The sequence below is a fragment of the Bacillus sp. 2D03 genome (assembly GCF_003946765.1).
Classification (GTDB): domain Bacteria; phylum Bacillota; class Bacilli; order Bacillales; family Bacillaceae_G; genus Bacillus_A; species Bacillus_A cereus.
The window spans coordinates 93,611-108,875 of record NZ_RPSJ01000014.1 but is presented as its reverse complement, the minus strand read 5'-3'; the positions used below and the strand labels follow the sequence as shown (position 1 = coordinate 108,875).

Here is a 15,265-nt window from a genome sequence, read left to right as displayed (position 1 = left end):
AAAATTAACCTCTCCAATCTTGGACGATATTTCCGTCACGAATTACAATTTGACGTGCTGCAGCTTCCCCGATTTCACGGTCATGGGTAATCATAATAATTGTTGAGCCTTGTTTATTTAATTCGTAAAAGAGGTCCATAATTTGTGTGCTCGTTTTCGTATCAAGTGCCCCCGTCGGTTCATCGGCTAAAATGAACTTTGGGTTATTTACGATTGCACGTGCAACAGCGACACGCTGCTTTTGTCCACCTGATAATTCGTTGGGTAAGTGAGTAGCGCGATCAGCTAAACCGACTTTTGTTAAAGCAGCTAATGAGCGCTCGCGTCTTTCTTTTTTATCGACTCCAGCGTAAATAAGAGGTAGTTCTACATTTTGAAGCGCTGTAAGTCTCGGTAATAACATGAAGTTTTGGAATACGAATCCGATCTCTTTATTACGTACGTGTGCAAGTTCTGTTTCAGTCATGTTTGAAATATTTTGACCGGCTAGTTCGTACGTACCTGTCGTCGGTTTATCTAAGCAACCGATAATGTTCATTAATGTTGATTTACCAGAACCAGAAGGTCCCATAATAGAAGTGAATTCTCCTTGGTTCAGTGTTACGTCAATTCCGTGTAATATTTGAACGGATTCTGCACCATTTTGGAAGGATTTCGTGATGCCTTTTAAGTTAATCACTGGGCGACAACCTCCATACCATCTTTTAAGTCTTTTTCAGGTTTAGAGATAATTTCCTCTCCTTTTTTCACTCCAGAAACTTTTGCTTCGCTATCAGTCTCGAATTCAACAGTAACTGCTTGTTCTTTCGCCTTACCGTCTTTTACAACGAAGACAACATTTTTGTCACCTTTTTTCACGATACTGCTTTTCGGAACAATTATACCAGTTGCTTCGCCAGATTTACTTGTTACGTAAACGTGGAAGCCGTTTTGTAATTCGTCACTATTATCTAATGTGACAGTGAATTGATAGTTAGAAACAGTTTTATTTTCATCCATGCTCTTTAATGGTGTAGAACCGATTTCTGTTACTTTTCCTGTCCAAGTCTTACCAGCGACAGTTTTTGATGAAACAGTTACTTCTTGCCCAACTTTCATACTAGCAAGCTCATATTCAGAAAGTTGACCTTTTACTTTAAATTGACCAGCGTGACGAAGAGTAATTCCGCTCATACCTGTTTTTTCGTCAGCAGTTTTTACGATATCATCAATTACGCCATCAGCAGGACTTGTTACAGAAAGAGTGTTTACTTTCTCTTTTGCTGCTTTAATCATTTCATCAGCTTTTTCAACTTCAAACTTTTTCATTTCAAGTTGTGATTCTAATTGCCCAACTTCAACTTCTGATGCTTTTAATGCTTCAGCAGGAAGGCCTGCATTTTTATCTTTTTGTAATTTTTGTTTCGCCGCATCAATTTGTTTTTGGAACAACGTTACTTCTTTTTGTGCGATTTTCTTTTGCATTTCTGCTTCTGTTACACCTTGTTTCGCAGTCGGATCATTGTACTTAAATAGAAGCTGACCCTTTTTCACTTCATCGCCTTTTTTAACAGCTAATTCATATGTTCCTTTTGTTGGATCGAATGAAATAGTTTCAATTCCATTTGGAATAACTTCGCCACCAAATTTTTGCGCGTTTTGGATTTGTTTTTCAGTTACTTTATATCCGCTATATGCCATTGCTACTTCTGAACCGCCACCAGCAAATGCAAAGTATGACCCAGCTGCAATTCCGATTGCTACTACACTAGTAATTAACACTTTATTTTTCTTCTTCATCTATTTATCACCTTTTCGTTCGTTTTAGTATCTACATTAAGTATAGAAGAGGTGAAGAATCTGACAAATCGTTTTAGCTTACAATAACCTTACAGTTTTGTAAGGTATGAATATGCAAATGTAAGGTAGAGGTTGTCCTAGTGTAAGCAAATGAATTGACTCGTCGTTTCTTTCTTACAATAATATTGTATGGAGGAAAGGAGGAAGGAAGATGGAAGCTTATTTTAGCGCGCACCCATTAAAACCATTTATTCCATACTCAAGGCAACACGCCCTTATATTATTTATTATGTTGGTGGGGATATTTTTTCTGTATCAATACCAAGATTTATTACGTCAAAGTGAGTGGAATATAACAGTTCGATATGCGATTGCATTTTTATTTATAGGGAGTGAAATTGGGCTTCATATGTGGGAATGGAAAGCAGGGATTTTTGAGTTAGCTACTTCATTACCGTTTGAATTATGTACGATTAGTTTATTATTAGCGTCGATTATGATCGTAACGAAAAGTTATCGTATATATGAGATTGTATTTTTTACGGGAATTATTGGTGCATCACAAGCCATTTTAACACCAAATTTGCAATATGCTTTTCCTCATTTTCGTTTCATTGAATATTTTAGCGCGCATGTATTGCTCATTTGGGCACCACTCTTCATGACTTGGGTGGAAGGCTATAGACCGACCTTGCAATCTATTAAGCGTACGATGATATTTTTAAACATATTGATTCCGCTTGTTTCGTTTGTGAATTACAAAACAGGTGGTAATTATATGTTTTTAGCTCATAAGCCAGAAACTGCTTCATTACTCGATATGTTAGGGCCGCATCCTTACTATATTATTTCATTAGAAATAGCTGCGCTTATTGGATGTTTTATTTTATATATGCCATTTGCGAAAAGAGAAGGGCATGCGCATAAAGAATCACTAGGATCATGACCTAGTGATTTTTTATATGAATATTTACAATTCAGAAAATTAAGAATAAAATTAGAGGATAAATTATATATAGAGAGAAGGGAAAACGTGGTCAAAAAAGTTTTTCTAAATGGAATGGAAGTGACGATTCAATTTCTTATTTCGATTTTGGGGATTATTATTTTAGGGGCTTTGCCGAAATTATTTTATGGATTTAAGGTGGATGTATCAAAGTACATACAGAGTTTAAAAGAAGTGTTTGTGAACTTAATGGATATTTCCAATTTGCAATATGTGAAAGGTAAATTTTTATTTCCACAGTTGTTCGTCCATTATAAAGAAACGATTATTATTTTTTTGGCTGCTTTTTTCATTTCATTATTTATAGCATTTTGCATTGTTTATGTCATTATGAGTAGTTCAACGCGTATACAACATCGAATTAAATCATTTCTTATCTTCCTAGAATCCATTCCAGATATTCTTCTTATTTTAGTATCACAAATTTTAGTTGTATGGTTTTTTAAACAAACAGGTTTTTTACCTTTTCAAATTGCGTCAATTGGAGGCGAGTCGATTAGAGGGTTGCCAATATTGTGTTTGAGCATCCCGACTACGATTATGTTTGTAAAAATAGTAGTGCTTCGTTTTGAAAATGAACTAGAAAAAGATTATGTACTATTTGCTAAGGCGAAGGGTTTAGGGCGTTTTCATATTTTAAATCGTCATATTTTACGAAATGTGTTGCTTAGTACACTATTCTTTGCGAAAACGAATATCTTTTTTATGTTATCTAATTTATATATTATAGAATGGATTTTTAATACGGGTGGTATTTTTATGTTTTTGAAATCGTATGAGGGTATTAGAGTTGAGGTTTTCATCGTTAGTATGCTACTTATATATATCCCGATATTTATTTTATTCAAGCTGTTTCATTATTTCATTCCAGCTGCGATGAAGGAGAGATTATAATATGTGGATGTATATAAAACGCGATAAAAGATTTTGGATAAGTATTGGATTTCTTCTCATATTAGTTCTTTTGAGCATCGGAAATACGTTATGGAATGATGGACACATTAGACAAGTTACATTGCAATATGATGCGGATGAAAATCCACAAGTGCCACCGTTTTCACCTTCATTCCAATTTTTACTCGGGACAGATCGGAAAGGATACGACCTTTTACATTTAGTTATTGAAGGCGCGAAGTGGACGATTGGTATATCTATTTTAATTGCGGCACTTAGAATGGTAATAGGTGTGTTCTTTGGTGTTGTACTTGGAACATATGTAAGAAGAGGTTTTTCAAAGATTGAGGCTTTTTTTGATAGTTTCACAGTTATTCCAACAGTTATGATTGCGTATTTTTTTCTTCAATTTGCAAATCTATTTGGAAGCGGAGAGGAAACAACAAGCTTTTTTGAAAGAGCTTCGTTTCAAGTGGTATTACTTGTAATGCTTGTAATGCCAGTTATTGCACTGTATGTTGCGAAGGAAGTTCGTAAATTACAAACAGAAGAATTTGTTGATGCCGCGCGCATATTAGGCGGCTCGAGAAGACGTATTGTTATAAAACATCTTTTTCCGCATCTCTATATGACTTTTATACTCGTATTTCTTCAACAGTTTACGCAGACTCTTACTATTTTACTGCACTTAGGATTACTTGAAGTGTTCTTTGGTGGGACTGTTACGTTTGGTGGACCTATAAAAGAGGTGGAATCTTATACGCATGAATGGTCAGGTTTAATTGGAGTATACTTTAGATCATTAACAGTGCATCCATGGATTCCTCTCGTCCCAATTACATTTTTCGGGCTTACTATTTTTTCAGGAAATATGATTGTAAAAAGTATAGAAGAGGCGATGTTGAAAGTAAGGTTAGGAGGAGAGAGAAAGAGGAAACATGTAGAAGAGGAACAATCTGCTTTGCAGTCAAAAGAAGAGTTATTTACTTTTAAACATACGATGTGAAGAGAAAAAAGAAGCAAGCATGGATTTCATGCTTGCTTCTTTTCTTTATTTTGTAGAAACTTCACCTGCAGCTTCTGTTTGCGGAATAAAGTATCCAATTATACCACCGATTATTGCTGGAATGATCCAGCCAATTCCTAAGTTATAAAAAGGAATGGTGTGTACGATATTAGCGATAAAATCTGGTATCATTTCCACATTATCAAGTGCGTGAATACAGCTAATAATAAATGCTGCGATCATCGCTCCGATGTAGACAGAAGGTTTGCGTTTCGTATATTTATCGATAAATGATACGAAAATTAAAATGATTGTAATTGGGTACAAAATAATTAATACAGGTAGTGTGATTTTAATTAATAAGCTTAATCCTAAGTTTGAAATAACGAAACTAAAGATACAAACGTATAGCACAAGCTTTTTGTATGAAACATTTGTTAGCACTGTTGTGAAGTAATTTGCAAATGCACTTACAACGCCAATTGCCGTTGTTAAACAAGCGAAGATAATGGCGATACTTAATAAAATATTACCGCTTGTCCCAAAGAATTGATACATAACAGTAGCTAATAGTTGACCACCGTTTTCGAATTGCCCTAAGTTTCCGTTTGAAGCTCCGATATAACCGAGTAAGAAGTAAACAATTGTTAAGAATAGAGCAGCGATACTTCCGCAAATGATTGTATATTTCGCGATAGATTTCTTCTCTTGTATACCGTTTTGACGAATTGCATTTACAACAATTGTTGATAGTACGAGAGCGCCAATTGCATCTAACGTTAAAAATCCTTCAAGAAATCCTTTGAAAAACGGGATGTCTTTATAGTCACCGATAGGCTCTGCAAACGTTCCTGGTGAAAGAATCGCTTTTGTTGCCATAATTGCAATAATTACAAGTAAAATTGGCGTTAATATTTTACCGATATGATCTACTAGCTTGGATGGATTTAATGATAAGAAGTAAACGACTGTAAAGAAAATCGCACTAAAAACTAACATAGAATACCATTGATCTGGGAAAAGTGGTGCAATCCCGATTTCATAAGATACAGATCCAGTTCGTGGAATAACAAATAGTGGGCCGATTGAAAGATAAATAATGATAGCGAATACTGCTGCGAATTTTGGATGAACACGGCTCGCTAAAGTGTTAAAACTACCACCAGCAAGGGCAACAGCAACGATAGCAAGTAAAGATAAACCGACGTCTGTAATAATAAACCCTGTAATGGAAACCCACATATTTTCTCCGGAAGAAAGACCGAGAAGGGGCGGGAAAATCATATTACCAGCACCGAAGAAAACTGCGAATAGTAATAAACTAATCGAAAGTATTTGCGCTGGTTTTAAAGTTGTATGCATATAAAGAAAATCCTCCTAATGAGTGTTTTTGTCGAAAATTCAAATAATTTGTCGAGTAACTGTTATTATTTTAAAGGTCTGATGACTAGAAAGCAATAGGGAATTTTGAAAATATTAAAAAATAATGCATTAAATCGAATAAATATACTATTTATATGTTTAATAGGAAGGATTTAACTTTTAACATAAAAAAACACATATCGCTAGGATACGTGTTTTAAAAAAATATTTTTTTATCGCGTTCTTCTTTTAAAATTTCAACTGCTTCTCGGAAACGTTGTGAATGGACAATTTCTCGTTCACGTAAGAAGCGTAGGCTGTCATTTATATCTGGATCATCTGATAAGTTAATGAGCCATTGATATGTTGCGCGTGCTTTTTCTTCAGCTGCAATATCCTCGTATAGATCGGCAATTGGATCACCTTTAGCCTGTATATAGGTTGCAGTAAATGGAACACCAGCAGCGTTATGGTAATGAAGAGCACTGTCATGATCAGCGTAATGAGGGTCAAGACCAGCAGCTTTCATTTGTTCAGGGGTCGCATCTTTCGTCAGCTTATAAACCATCGTAGCAATCATTTCAAGGTGAGCAAATTCTTCTGTACCAATATCAGTAAGTAGGCCAATGACTTTATCAGGAATTGTATAACGTTGATTTAAGTAACGTAGTGCAGCAGCTAATTCTCCATCTGCACCACCGTATTGCTCGATTAATAATTTTGCAAGTGCGGGATTGCAAGTTCCCACTTTAACTGGGTATTGTAATTTCTTTTCATAAATCCACATAGTTTCTCTCCTTTATATTTGCCATGGCCAAGGACCTTTGCTCCATTCCCAAGGGGCATTAGAATAGCTATTTCCAAACTGTTGGAGTGGTCCGTATTTTTCTTCCATCTTTTGTTTTAATACTCTCCGTTTATAGGAAAAATCATTAAATTGATTAATCGCAGCGGTGTCATCTGGATGTGTATCTAAATAAAGAGTGAGTTCAACTAGTACAAAGTCTAATTCTTGAAGCTCCAGTAAAAGCTGATAGTATTCTTCTGGTAGCGATTGATTCACGTCAGTAGTCACCGCCCTTTTTTATAAGGATTTTCATAATAGTCATAAAAAACAGGCCATAAAGTCCCTTTTTGTAGTGCTTCTTTTGGTGTGAATTGCGGCAAGTTTGGCGGTTGAAAGCCTAAAAATAAATTAGGAGGAGTAGAATAATATTTTTTTCCGATAGGAGGACAAGGATCGAGAGGGCTATGATAGGGCACGAATGATCTCATATATTTATTCACGAATAAACCTCCTTACATGTTCATTACTACGTATTGTATTCAGACATAATGAGCATTTATGACACATATAAAAAAGTAATAGGTACGGGGGGAATGAATGTGGAGACTGTGAAACAATTCATTGTATTGGAAGTAAAGAACTTAAAGGAAACTCTGTATTTTTATGAAGGGATTTTAGGGATAACACCTAGTTCAGAAAGGCCGCAATTAGATATTGCAGGGGTTTGGTATGATACTGATTCAACGAGAATTAGTTTTGTGATGAATCGCAGTTTGGGCGGGCGTGAGAAGAGTGTTACGGACTCAGTTGATGTTCTAACGTTTTCAATTTCTAACATAGAGAATGTAAAGAAGAGGTTAGTATTTTATAAAATCGCATATACAGAAAACAAAAGTGAGAAGAGTATTGTGGTACAAGACCCGGATGGATATAAACTTCAAGTGATAGAGAAGGATGAATAGACGGAGGGGATTTAGTGGAGAGAAATTATGAAGAAAGTGCGTTGTTTGAGCATCAATTTTGGTTAAAGGTACTTACTGATCATGCACAATTTTTACTGGATGCATTAGCTCAGAAGGAAAAAGAGGATATAAAAAAAGCTACTTACTTTGTTGAAACACTTACGAATTTGTTAAATAAAGTTCGGAATGTGAATCTGATGGCATTTTCAAAAGAGGCAGAACAAGCCGCTAAGGAGATTCGGGCGTTTAAATTAAATATTATACAGAAACAGCTGGAAGGGAAAATTACTATTCATTTTACGCCAACTTTTATTAATCATATGGTAAACGAAGTGGAAGAGTATATAACAGTTTTAGAGTTTTTGAAGAAAGGGGAAGTTCCGCCTGTTTTTCATGAATTACATTATCATCTCGTTTGGTTAACGGATGCGGCTGGTCATGCAGGCTCTATTTCTGGTGGATTAGATCTTGTTGAAAAAAGATTGAAAGAGAAAAGCGAAGAATTTACGAAGCATTTTGAACAATTTTACTTAAAGGCAGTTGAAATGACAGGGTATTTACGGACAGAGCTGCATCATTTTCCTGCATTAAAGAAGTTTACGAAAGATGTTTCACTTGAATTGAAATTATTTTCGCATTTTTTACATGAAGTGGAAGAGCTCGAGTTATCTCATGAAGTATTAAGTGCACTATCAGCTAGAATGGCAGATCATATGGCAAGAGAAGAATGTTACTACTTATTAAAACTAGCTCAATCGTCTGGACTTGAAATGCCGAAATGTAATCCGCTTTAAAGAAAAAGAGGTCAATTTTATTTGGCCTCTTTTTCTGTTTTATTCTCTCTTTTTATTTTTGCTTGTTCAATACTTGCTTGTAATGTCTCCATAATATTAATGATGTTCGGAGCTGGAGAGATTGTTTCGGTTTTTTCCTGTTGTTCAATTTTGTTTTCGATTAGTTCGGTAAGGGCTTCTTTATACTCATCTGTATACATCTCTTGTTCAAAAGGATTTGTAAGATGGTGGATTAAATTGATTGCTGCTGTGAGTTCTTGTTTTTGAATCGGATAATTTTCGTTACTTGGTAAGTTAGGTGTATTTGTTATAGCGCGAATTTCATTAGGGTAGTGAATAGTTTGCAACATAAGACCATCTTCAAAGTTGCGGATAATAGCTAAATGTTGTTTTTTTCTAATGGAAATATGGATAAGACCAAGTTTATTTGTACGTTCAAGAGCTTCTTTTAATAATAAATATGATTTTTCATATCCTGGGGTAGGGCCTATAAAATAAGAGCGATCATAGAGAACAGAATCAATTTCGTTATTTTGGACAAAAGATATAATACGAATGGATCGTGGTTCATGAGCTTGTTGTAATTCAGCTAATTCTTTTTCATCCATAATAATATATTTATGAGGTGCGTATTCATAGGCTTTTACAATATCGTTATCATCAATTTCTTCATCCGTACAATCGGGAGCGAACTTTTTATATTTAATAGGTGTTAAGCATTCTTTATGGAGACTTAAAAATTTTATGTCGTTTTCTTCTACGGCACTATATAGTTTGATGCCTATATTTAATAGTCCAAGTGAAAGTGCACCTTTCCATACAGTATGCAAATGAAACATCTCCTTTCGTTCAAAAATGATTATGTATATTATGAGATAGTAAGAAATTTCCTATACGTTTTTTGTTTTTTACGAAAGGGATTGGGATATAAAATATATTGACAAGCCCTCTGAAATATTTTAATGTGAGTGTATAAAATTGTGTATAAAGGGGAGTAACTTATTACAGTAAAGTCGTCATTACAGGGAGAAACCCTCGGCTTTATTGGCAACGTTTCGTTGTTAGTGAGACCTTTACCAGCAATGGTAAAGGCCCCTTTCTGTCTTTTTGAGGACCCTTACCATATTTGGTAGGGTCCTTTTCGTATACAAAGAGAGGAGATATAAAAATGAAAAAACTTATTAGTAGATTAAGAGTTGTATTTCATGTTCGCCGATTTGTTCCATTCCTATTTGACTTTTTTACTTCAAAAGAGGTTTCAATAAAGAAGAAAATTTTATCTGTTGCTTTTTTAGTTGGTTATGTTGCGATGCCGCTTGATTTAATTCCAGACTTCCTACCGTTTATCGGTATTTTAGATGATATTGGAATTGTGTTATTTATTTTGAACCGAATTGTAAAAATGGCGCCAGTTCAATTACAAGAAAAGCATAACGTAAACGTAGGATAGGAGTTAAAATATGGAGCAAATGATTTTAGATATAATCGAGTTTTTAAAGCAGTTTTCTTATTTTGGAGTTGTATTGGCTTTAACGTTCGAATTTATTCCGGCAGAAGTTGTTTTGCCTATGGTTGGGTATTGGGTATACGAGGGAGATATGAATTTTTGGCTAGCTGTATTAGCTGGAACACTTGGCGGAACGACAGGACCGTTAACGTTATACGCACTTGGTTATTATGGTGGTCGTCCGCTATTAATAAAATACGGAAAATACTTCTTTATTAAAGAAGAACAAATTCAAAAAGCAGATGATTTCTTTGAGAAATATGGACCAGTTGTAGCATTTGTTGGACGCTTTGTACCAGGGGTTCGAACGCTTATTTCTGTTCCGTGTGGTATGGCGAAAATGAACATATGGAAATTTAGTATATATACATTTGTAGCAATGTTCCCGTTAACGACTTTGTATGTTTATTTTGGAATGAAATTAGGTCCGCATTGGGAAAAAGCAGCGGACGTTGTTGGACAATATATGCTACCGATATTAGGTGGCGTTATTCTTATCGTGGCTAGCATCTTTGTCTATAAATATATGAAAAAAAGAAACAAAACGGAATCTATCTAGTCATATGAATATTTTTTGAAAATAGATGAATCGTACAGGCAAAAGACTCTGGGGGACATACACATATAGGGAATATAAAAGAGAGAGGGGAAACAACTATGTCTTGTGAATGCTCAGGGTCAGCATTAACTTGTTGTCCAGATAAAAATTATGTGCAAGATAAAGTGTGTAGTCCGTGGTCTGCTACTGTAGTTGCAACAGCAATTGATAATGTTCTCTATACAAATAATATTAACCAAAACGTAGTTGGTACTGGTTTTGTTAAATATGATGTTGGACCAGGCCCAATTACTGTAGAGGTGCTTGATTCAGCTGGTACTGTAATAGATACACAAACATTAAATCCAGGAACGAGTATCGGGTTTACGTATCGTCGTTTCGATATTATACAAGTCGTGTTACCTGCAACACCTGCTGGAACGTATCAGGGAGAATTTTGTATTACAACACGTTATCCACTTTCATAGCAGAATAGGAGAGGATCAAAATGGGAATGAGAAGTTCCAGTTTGTCTTGTTGTTCTAATAAAACACTTGTGCAAGATCAAGTATGTACAGACTGGTCTATTACAGGTGCTGGTACTCAAATTGTATATACGAATAATATTACACAAGAAGTATATGGTTCAGGTTACGTGAAATATGATGTAGGGGCGGCTCCAATTACAGTTGATTTTTTAGTAGGCGCTACAGTAGTTGATACTGTTACTGTTCAACCGCAAAGTAGTGGTACTTTCACTGTACGATATTTTACGACTGTTCGAATTACTACGACAGGCACAACTGTTAATCAAGGAGAGTTTTGTATTACTGTACGTTATCCGATTTCATAAAAAAAGCATACCATTTCTGGTATGCTTTTTTTATGAAATTGGTATTTTAGAAGCGACGTGTAAATTCGCAACAGTACTTACCTTCTAAATATAATGAAGGACTACTTTCTATATTAATAATACTGACAGATTGTAAGTCTTTTCCTGTGTAAGATATTGTATTACCAGGAAAAACAGTGAAAATATTAGTTACTGTTCCAACGATTTGAATTGTAACCGCTTCTGTGCTGCTAGTACTATTATAAACCGAGACGGTACCTGATATAAGTAGTATTGCATCACTTTGCCACAGTATTATTGGCTGTGATTTATGTTTGGCAGAGGAAATAATGTTATTCGTTATAAGGAAATTTCCAGCAAATTCATTTGTTACTCGTTCACAATTTGGATTTGGAGGAGAGGGCGGTGGACAGGGATTTGGGCAAATAATAGATAAAGGAGCGAAACAGCCAATATTTTTTTGTTTCTTCAATACAACCCCTCCTTTTAAGTTATCTTTTACTATTATTAAATGTAGAAGCATGGCCGGTGTGTTAAAAAAAGAAGGAAATATTAAAAATTAAGATTGTCTAATAGGCTTAAACCTTAACTTATCATTAGTGTTATAGAAAAGATTATATGTAAATGGTCATAGGAAAAGAATGATTAGACTCTTTTAGACAAAAGGTGGTTGTATACCATAGTACGAGGAATGTTGGACTTAATTTATAATTAACTGTATATTTACAAAAATCTAATAAAGTTCATTTGTTATTTAAACGACATTAACATATATTAGATAAAATAGCCCTTGTAATGAATCAATTATTATGAGGAGGATTCACGTGGACAGAAATGCTTTAAGAAAAGTAAAAGGCCTTATTGGATTATTAATGGTTTTTGTATTAGCATTCGTATCATTTCCGTGGAGTACATCAGTCAAGGCGGAAGAGAAAAAGCAAGAAAAGGCATCAAGTGAGAAGAAGATAGTTTTTCCAGTTGTAAGTGATGTGCATATTAAAAATAGTGGAACGGATGATACGTTTCGCTGGAAAAGAGCGATTGAACAGTTTAATACATTAGCACCAAAGCAAGATGCGTTTGTTATTGTAGGCGATTTCACAGATACAGGATCAGTGCAGCAATATGATCGTTTCATGCAAGTGTATAATGAAAATGCAAATAAAGATGCCGTGCGAATGAATTCTCTCGGTAACCATGATTATTGGAACGGTTTATCCGTAGAGGGTGCACAGAAGCGTTTCTTAGAAAAAACAGGTATGGAATCAATTTATTATCATAAAGTGGTAAAAGGTTATCACTTCCTTGTTATGTCTCCAGAGAATGGAACAACACATGGTTATTATTCGGACAAGCAAATTAATTGGTTAAAAGAAGAAATGGCAAAAGCACAAAAAGATGATCCAGAAAAACCGATTTTTGTATTTTTACATCAACATATTAAAGATACAGTGTACGGTAGTCAGGAATGGGGAACACAAGATAGCGTAAAAATTAATGCAGTGTTAAAAGAATATCCACAAGTTATTACGTTTTCAGGTCATTCACATTATCCGTTAGATGATCCGAGATCGATACATCAAAAAGACTTTACATCAGTTGGTACATCTTCAGTAAGTTATATGGAAGTTGAAGGTGGTAAAGTACAAGGGAATATCCCGCCAGGAGCTAGTACGTTAAGCCAAGGTTTATTAGTAGAAGTAGATGAAGAAGAAGTGACGATTAATCGCCGTGATTTCCATACGAATTCTTGGACAGGCGAGCCTTGGAAAATTAAATTACCAGCAAAGAAAGAAACATTTACACATGTAGAAGATCGTGATAAAGAAAAGCCTTACTTTGCTAAAGATGCAAAGCTTGCTGTATCAAATGTAACAGAAAATGCGGCAACAGTAACATTCCCGCAAGCATTGGACAACCTTCTTGTTCATTCGTATCGCGTACAAGCGAAGGATAAACAAACGGGAGAGATTAAAAACAAGTTATTAGCATTCTCAGAATTTTATCGTGATCCAGTGCCAAAAGATCTTACGTTTACGCTTGCTGGGTTAGATGGTGGGAAAACATATACACTTGAAATAGTGGCCATTGATTCATTCGGCAATGAAACCGCTCAGCCGTTAACAGCAGAAATTACTACAAAAAAAGATAATATTGACCCGAATGTGAAAGTACCGAAAGCGGATGTTTTTGATGTAAACTTTGGAGATGGTACATTTAAAGACAATTCACCATTTGGTACAAAAGGTGATGTGAAGGGCAATGTGGTTATTGAATATGATAAAGCATTGAAGAAGAATGCTATGAAGTTAAACGGAAAAGCAAATACATTTGGATACCTTCCATTTTCAGCAGCACAAAAAGAGAAAATAGCAAATACGTTTACGTTAGAAACTGTATTTTCAATGAATGAAATTCGCGGACAAGGTATTTTGCAAAATACAGAGAGCGGCGGAATTGGTTTTGAGTCTACAGGAAGTGGATATGTTGAATTATGGGCTCACATTGGCGGTAGCTACAAACGTGTTGGCGTTCAATTAGAAGCGAACAAAACGTATCATTTAACAGGGACATATAACGGAAGCGAAGTGGCAATTTACGTAGATGGTAAAAAAGTAAACAGTCAGTCAGCTCAAGGAAAAGTTTATAACCCGAACGTACCATTTGCATTTGGAGCGGATCCTGATAGTAACGGAAATGGTGGTATTCCGTTAAATGGACAAATCGCGTTAGCAAAATTATATAGTAAAGCTTTAAGTTCTTCAGAAGTATTAGCATCATACAATGAGTTTTCTAACCGTACGAAGTTAGAGCAAGTAAATGCGTTATTTGAAGAGCTTGGAAAAGTAAAAGAAGTGTTAGTTAGTACGTATGAATTTGGTGATAAGCCAGGTCAATATTCAAAGGAAGCCTTTCAAGAATTAGAGAAAAGCTATAACATTGCAAAGCAAGCATTTGAAAATGTAGGAAGTACTGGGGAACAAATTATTCAAACATATAACGAATTAAAATCAGCTAATGTAACATTCGTACAATCAAAAGTGGCAGAAGAACAACCAAAAACAACGAAAGAAAAATTACAGATCAATATTGAATCTGCAAAAGCAGTAGTGAAGAAAGCGCAAGCTGTAAATGTAACAGATGGTTCAGTGAAATCATTGCAACAAAAAATTACAGTTGCAGAAGCTGTATTACAAGATGTGCAAGTAAAAGATGCACAGGTAGAAACGATGAATCGTACATTAGAGTATGCGATTTCACTTGTTGAAAAAAGTATGAACAAATAAGAGAGAAGAAAAGAAGCTTATCATGATAGGCTTCTTTTTTGTTATACTAAAAGTAGCATAGAAAGAAGGAGCGAATAATTTGGAACAGAAAAAGCTAAAAAGAATTCTTGAATATGTATGGATCGCGGTTGTGCTCCTTGTAGGATATTATTTATTAAAAGATAAAAGTATTTGGGTTTTATTCTTAATGACGTTTTTATTAGCAGGATTAGGAACGTTATTTATTAACTTCTTCTTTGATAGTTTGAATGCCTGGAAGAAGAAAAAGAAGGGGACGAAGTAAAGGAGGGAATATATGCAAAAGTGGAAGCTCATATATCAGGTGATTATTTTCTTAGTGCTTGTGGGTATTGGAATGGTCAAATACTCGACACCAATAGGAAATTGGGCATGGTTTACAGCTTGCATCGGCATATTTTTCATTTTACAATCGTTAACGAAAAAATATAATAGTACAGAAAGATAGCTCGCCGTTTTATCGGCGAGCTAT

21 protein-coding genes are annotated in these 15,265 nt (G+C 35.0%); 13 read left to right on the top strand and 8 right to left on the bottom strand.

The genetic code is table 11. The features are described 5' to 3' along the window. Nucleotides 1–4: 4 nt before the first annotated feature. On the bottom strand, nucleotides 5–679 hold the full coding sequence (locus EBQ15_RS25725) for an ABC transporter ATP-binding protein (protein WP_000609104.1): 675 nt from the start codon (nucleotides 677–679) through the stop codon (nucleotides 5–7). Further along, complete coding sequence (locus EBQ15_RS25720; RefSeq protein WP_000728832.1) at nucleotides 676–1,779, bottom strand: efflux RND transporter periplasmic adaptor subunit; 1,104 nt, start codon at nucleotides 1,777–1,779, stop codon at nucleotides 676–678. The genes EBQ15_RS25725 and EBQ15_RS25720 overlap by 4 nt, the downstream gene beginning before the upstream one ends. 211 nt (nucleotides 1,780–1,990) lie before the next feature. Here EBQ15_RS25720 and EBQ15_RS25715 point away from each other — a divergent pair, with 211 nt between their 5' ends. The 3 genes from EBQ15_RS25715 (at nucleotide 1,991) to EBQ15_RS25705 (ending at nucleotide 4,685) form a co-directional block, all read left to right on the top strand. After that, nucleotides 1,991–2,725, top strand: coding sequence for a YwaF family protein (locus EBQ15_RS25715; RefSeq protein WP_000388696.1), 735 nt, complete (start codon nucleotides 1,991–1,993; stop codon nucleotides 2,723–2,725). A gap of 87 nt (nucleotides 2,726–2,812) precedes the next feature. Continuing rightward, nucleotides 2,813–3,679: an ABC transporter permease subunit gene (locus EBQ15_RS25710; protein WP_000239684.1), complete on the top strand. Its 867-nt coding sequence runs from the start codon at nucleotides 2,813–2,815 to the stop codon at nucleotides 3,677–3,679. 1 nt (nucleotide 3,680) lies between these two features. Beyond that, the gene (locus tag EBQ15_RS25705) at nucleotides 3,681–4,685 is read left to right on the top strand and encodes an ABC transporter permease (protein ID WP_000266970.1); all 1,005 of its coding nucleotides are present in this window, start codon (nucleotides 3,681–3,683) and stop codon (nucleotides 4,683–4,685) included. A gap of 45 nt (nucleotides 4,686–4,730) precedes the next feature. Here EBQ15_RS25705 and brnQ2 read toward each other — a convergent pair whose 3' ends face one another. From brnQ2 to EBQ15_RS25685, 4 genes are all read right to left on the bottom strand, one after another. Further along, entirely contained in the window at nucleotides 4,731–6,047 is a 1,317-nt protein-coding gene (brnQ2, locus tag EBQ15_RS25700; RefSeq protein WP_000557552.1) for a branched-chain amino acid transport system II carrier protein BrnQ2, read from the bottom strand. Between the two features lie 217 nt (nucleotides 6,048–6,264). Beyond that, nucleotides 6,265–6,834 carry a spore coat protein CotJC gene (gene cotJC / locus EBQ15_RS25695; protein ID WP_000265273.1) on the bottom strand — a complete coding sequence of 190 codons (570 nt, stop codon included), beginning with the start codon at nucleotides 6,832–6,834 and terminating at the stop codon, nucleotides 6,265–6,267. Between the two features lie 12 nt (nucleotides 6,835–6,846). After that, a complete protein-coding gene (locus tag EBQ15_RS25690) occupies nucleotides 6,847–7,110 on the bottom strand; it encodes a spore coat protein CotJB (protein ID WP_001076510.1) in 264 nt (87 codons plus the stop codon). Between the two features lie 8 nt (nucleotides 7,111–7,118). Next, on the bottom strand, nucleotides 7,119–7,334 hold the full coding sequence (locus tag EBQ15_RS25685; protein WP_001046257.1) for a spore coat associated protein CotJA: 216 nt from the start codon (nucleotides 7,332–7,334) through the stop codon (nucleotides 7,119–7,121). A gap of 48 nt (nucleotides 7,335–7,382) precedes the next feature. Here EBQ15_RS25685 and EBQ15_RS25680 point away from each other — a divergent pair, with 48 nt between their 5' ends. Beyond that, nucleotides 7,383–7,796, top strand: coding sequence for a VOC family protein (locus EBQ15_RS25680; RefSeq protein ID WP_001999135.1), 414 nt, complete (start codon nucleotides 7,383–7,385; stop codon nucleotides 7,794–7,796). Between the two features lie 14 nt (nucleotides 7,797–7,810). Then, a complete protein-coding gene (locus EBQ15_RS25675) occupies nucleotides 7,811–8,590 on the top strand; it encodes a DUF2935 domain-containing protein (RefSeq protein WP_000440982.1) in 780 nt (259 codons plus the stop codon). 17 nt (nucleotides 8,591–8,607) lie between these two features. Here the strand turns inward: EBQ15_RS25675 and ku are convergent, their stop codons facing one another. Continuing rightward, nucleotides 8,608–9,420, bottom strand: a complete 813-nt coding sequence (gene ku / locus EBQ15_RS25670) for a non-homologous end joining protein Ku (RefSeq protein ID WP_000557747.1) — start codon at nucleotides 9,418–9,420, stop codon at nucleotides 8,608–8,610. A 338-nt stretch (nucleotides 9,421–9,758) separates the two neighbouring features. Here ku and EBQ15_RS25665 point away from each other — a divergent pair, with 338 nt between their 5' ends. The 4 genes from EBQ15_RS25665 (at nucleotide 9,759) to EBQ15_RS25650 (ending at nucleotide 11,488) form a co-directional block, all read left to right on the top strand. Beyond that, nucleotides 9,759–10,040 (top strand): YkvA family protein, encoded by a 282-nt coding sequence (locus EBQ15_RS25665; protein WP_000733852.1) that lies wholly within the window; start codon nucleotides 9,759–9,761, stop codon nucleotides 10,038–10,040. A gap of 10 nt (nucleotides 10,041–10,050) precedes the next feature. After that, nucleotides 10,051–10,656 carry a DedA family protein gene (locus EBQ15_RS25660; protein WP_000437066.1) on the top strand — a complete coding sequence of 202 codons (606 nt, stop codon included), beginning with the start codon at nucleotides 10,051–10,053 and terminating at the stop codon, nucleotides 10,654–10,656. 98 nt (nucleotides 10,657–10,754) lie between these two features. Next, nucleotides 10,755–11,123, top strand: a complete 369-nt coding sequence (locus EBQ15_RS25655; RefSeq protein WP_001277543.1) for a DUF3992 domain-containing protein — start codon at nucleotides 10,755–10,757, stop codon at nucleotides 11,121–11,123. 20 nt (nucleotides 11,124–11,143) lie between these two features. Next, the gene (locus tag EBQ15_RS25650) at nucleotides 11,144–11,488 is read left to right on the top strand and encodes a DUF3992 domain-containing protein (protein WP_000525813.1); all 345 of its coding nucleotides are present in this window, start codon (nucleotides 11,144–11,146) and stop codon (nucleotides 11,486–11,488) included. Between the two features lie 46 nt (nucleotides 11,489–11,534). On the opposite strand, the gene EBQ15_RS25645 is transcribed toward EBQ15_RS25650, so the two are convergent. Further along, on the bottom strand, nucleotides 11,535–11,915 hold the full coding sequence (locus EBQ15_RS25645) for an S-Ena type endospore appendage (protein ID WP_307864407.1): 381 nt from the start codon (nucleotides 11,913–11,915) through the stop codon (nucleotides 11,535–11,537). On the opposite strand from EBQ15_RS25645, the gene EBQ15_RS31925 reads away from it, so the two are divergent. The 4 genes from EBQ15_RS31925 to EBQ15_RS31305 all read left to right on the top strand — a co-directional run bounded on the left by EBQ15_RS31925 (nucleotide 11,818) and on the right by EBQ15_RS31305 (nucleotide 15,241). Further along, a complete protein-coding gene (locus tag EBQ15_RS31925) occupies nucleotides 11,818–12,051 on the top strand; it encodes a hypothetical protein (RefSeq protein ID WP_000899739.1) in 234 nt (77 codons plus the stop codon). The two genes, EBQ15_RS25645 and EBQ15_RS31925, sit on opposite strands and share 98 nt — an antisense overlap. Before the next feature lie 261 nt (nucleotides 12,052–12,312). After that, on the top strand, nucleotides 12,313–14,775 hold the full coding sequence (locus EBQ15_RS25640) for a LamG-like jellyroll fold domain-containing protein (RefSeq protein WP_000375667.1): 2,463 nt from the start codon (nucleotides 12,313–12,315) through the stop codon (nucleotides 14,773–14,775). Between the two features lie 79 nt (nucleotides 14,776–14,854). Next, entirely contained in the window at nucleotides 14,855–15,058 is a 204-nt protein-coding gene (locus EBQ15_RS25635; RefSeq protein WP_000435800.1) for a hypothetical protein, read from the top strand. Nucleotides 15,059–15,070: 12 nt separating this feature from the next. Then, nucleotides 15,071–15,241, top strand: coding sequence for a hypothetical protein (locus EBQ15_RS31305; RefSeq protein WP_001174854.1), 171 nt, complete (start codon nucleotides 15,071–15,073; stop codon nucleotides 15,239–15,241). Nucleotides 15,242–15,265 lie beyond the last annotated feature (24 nt).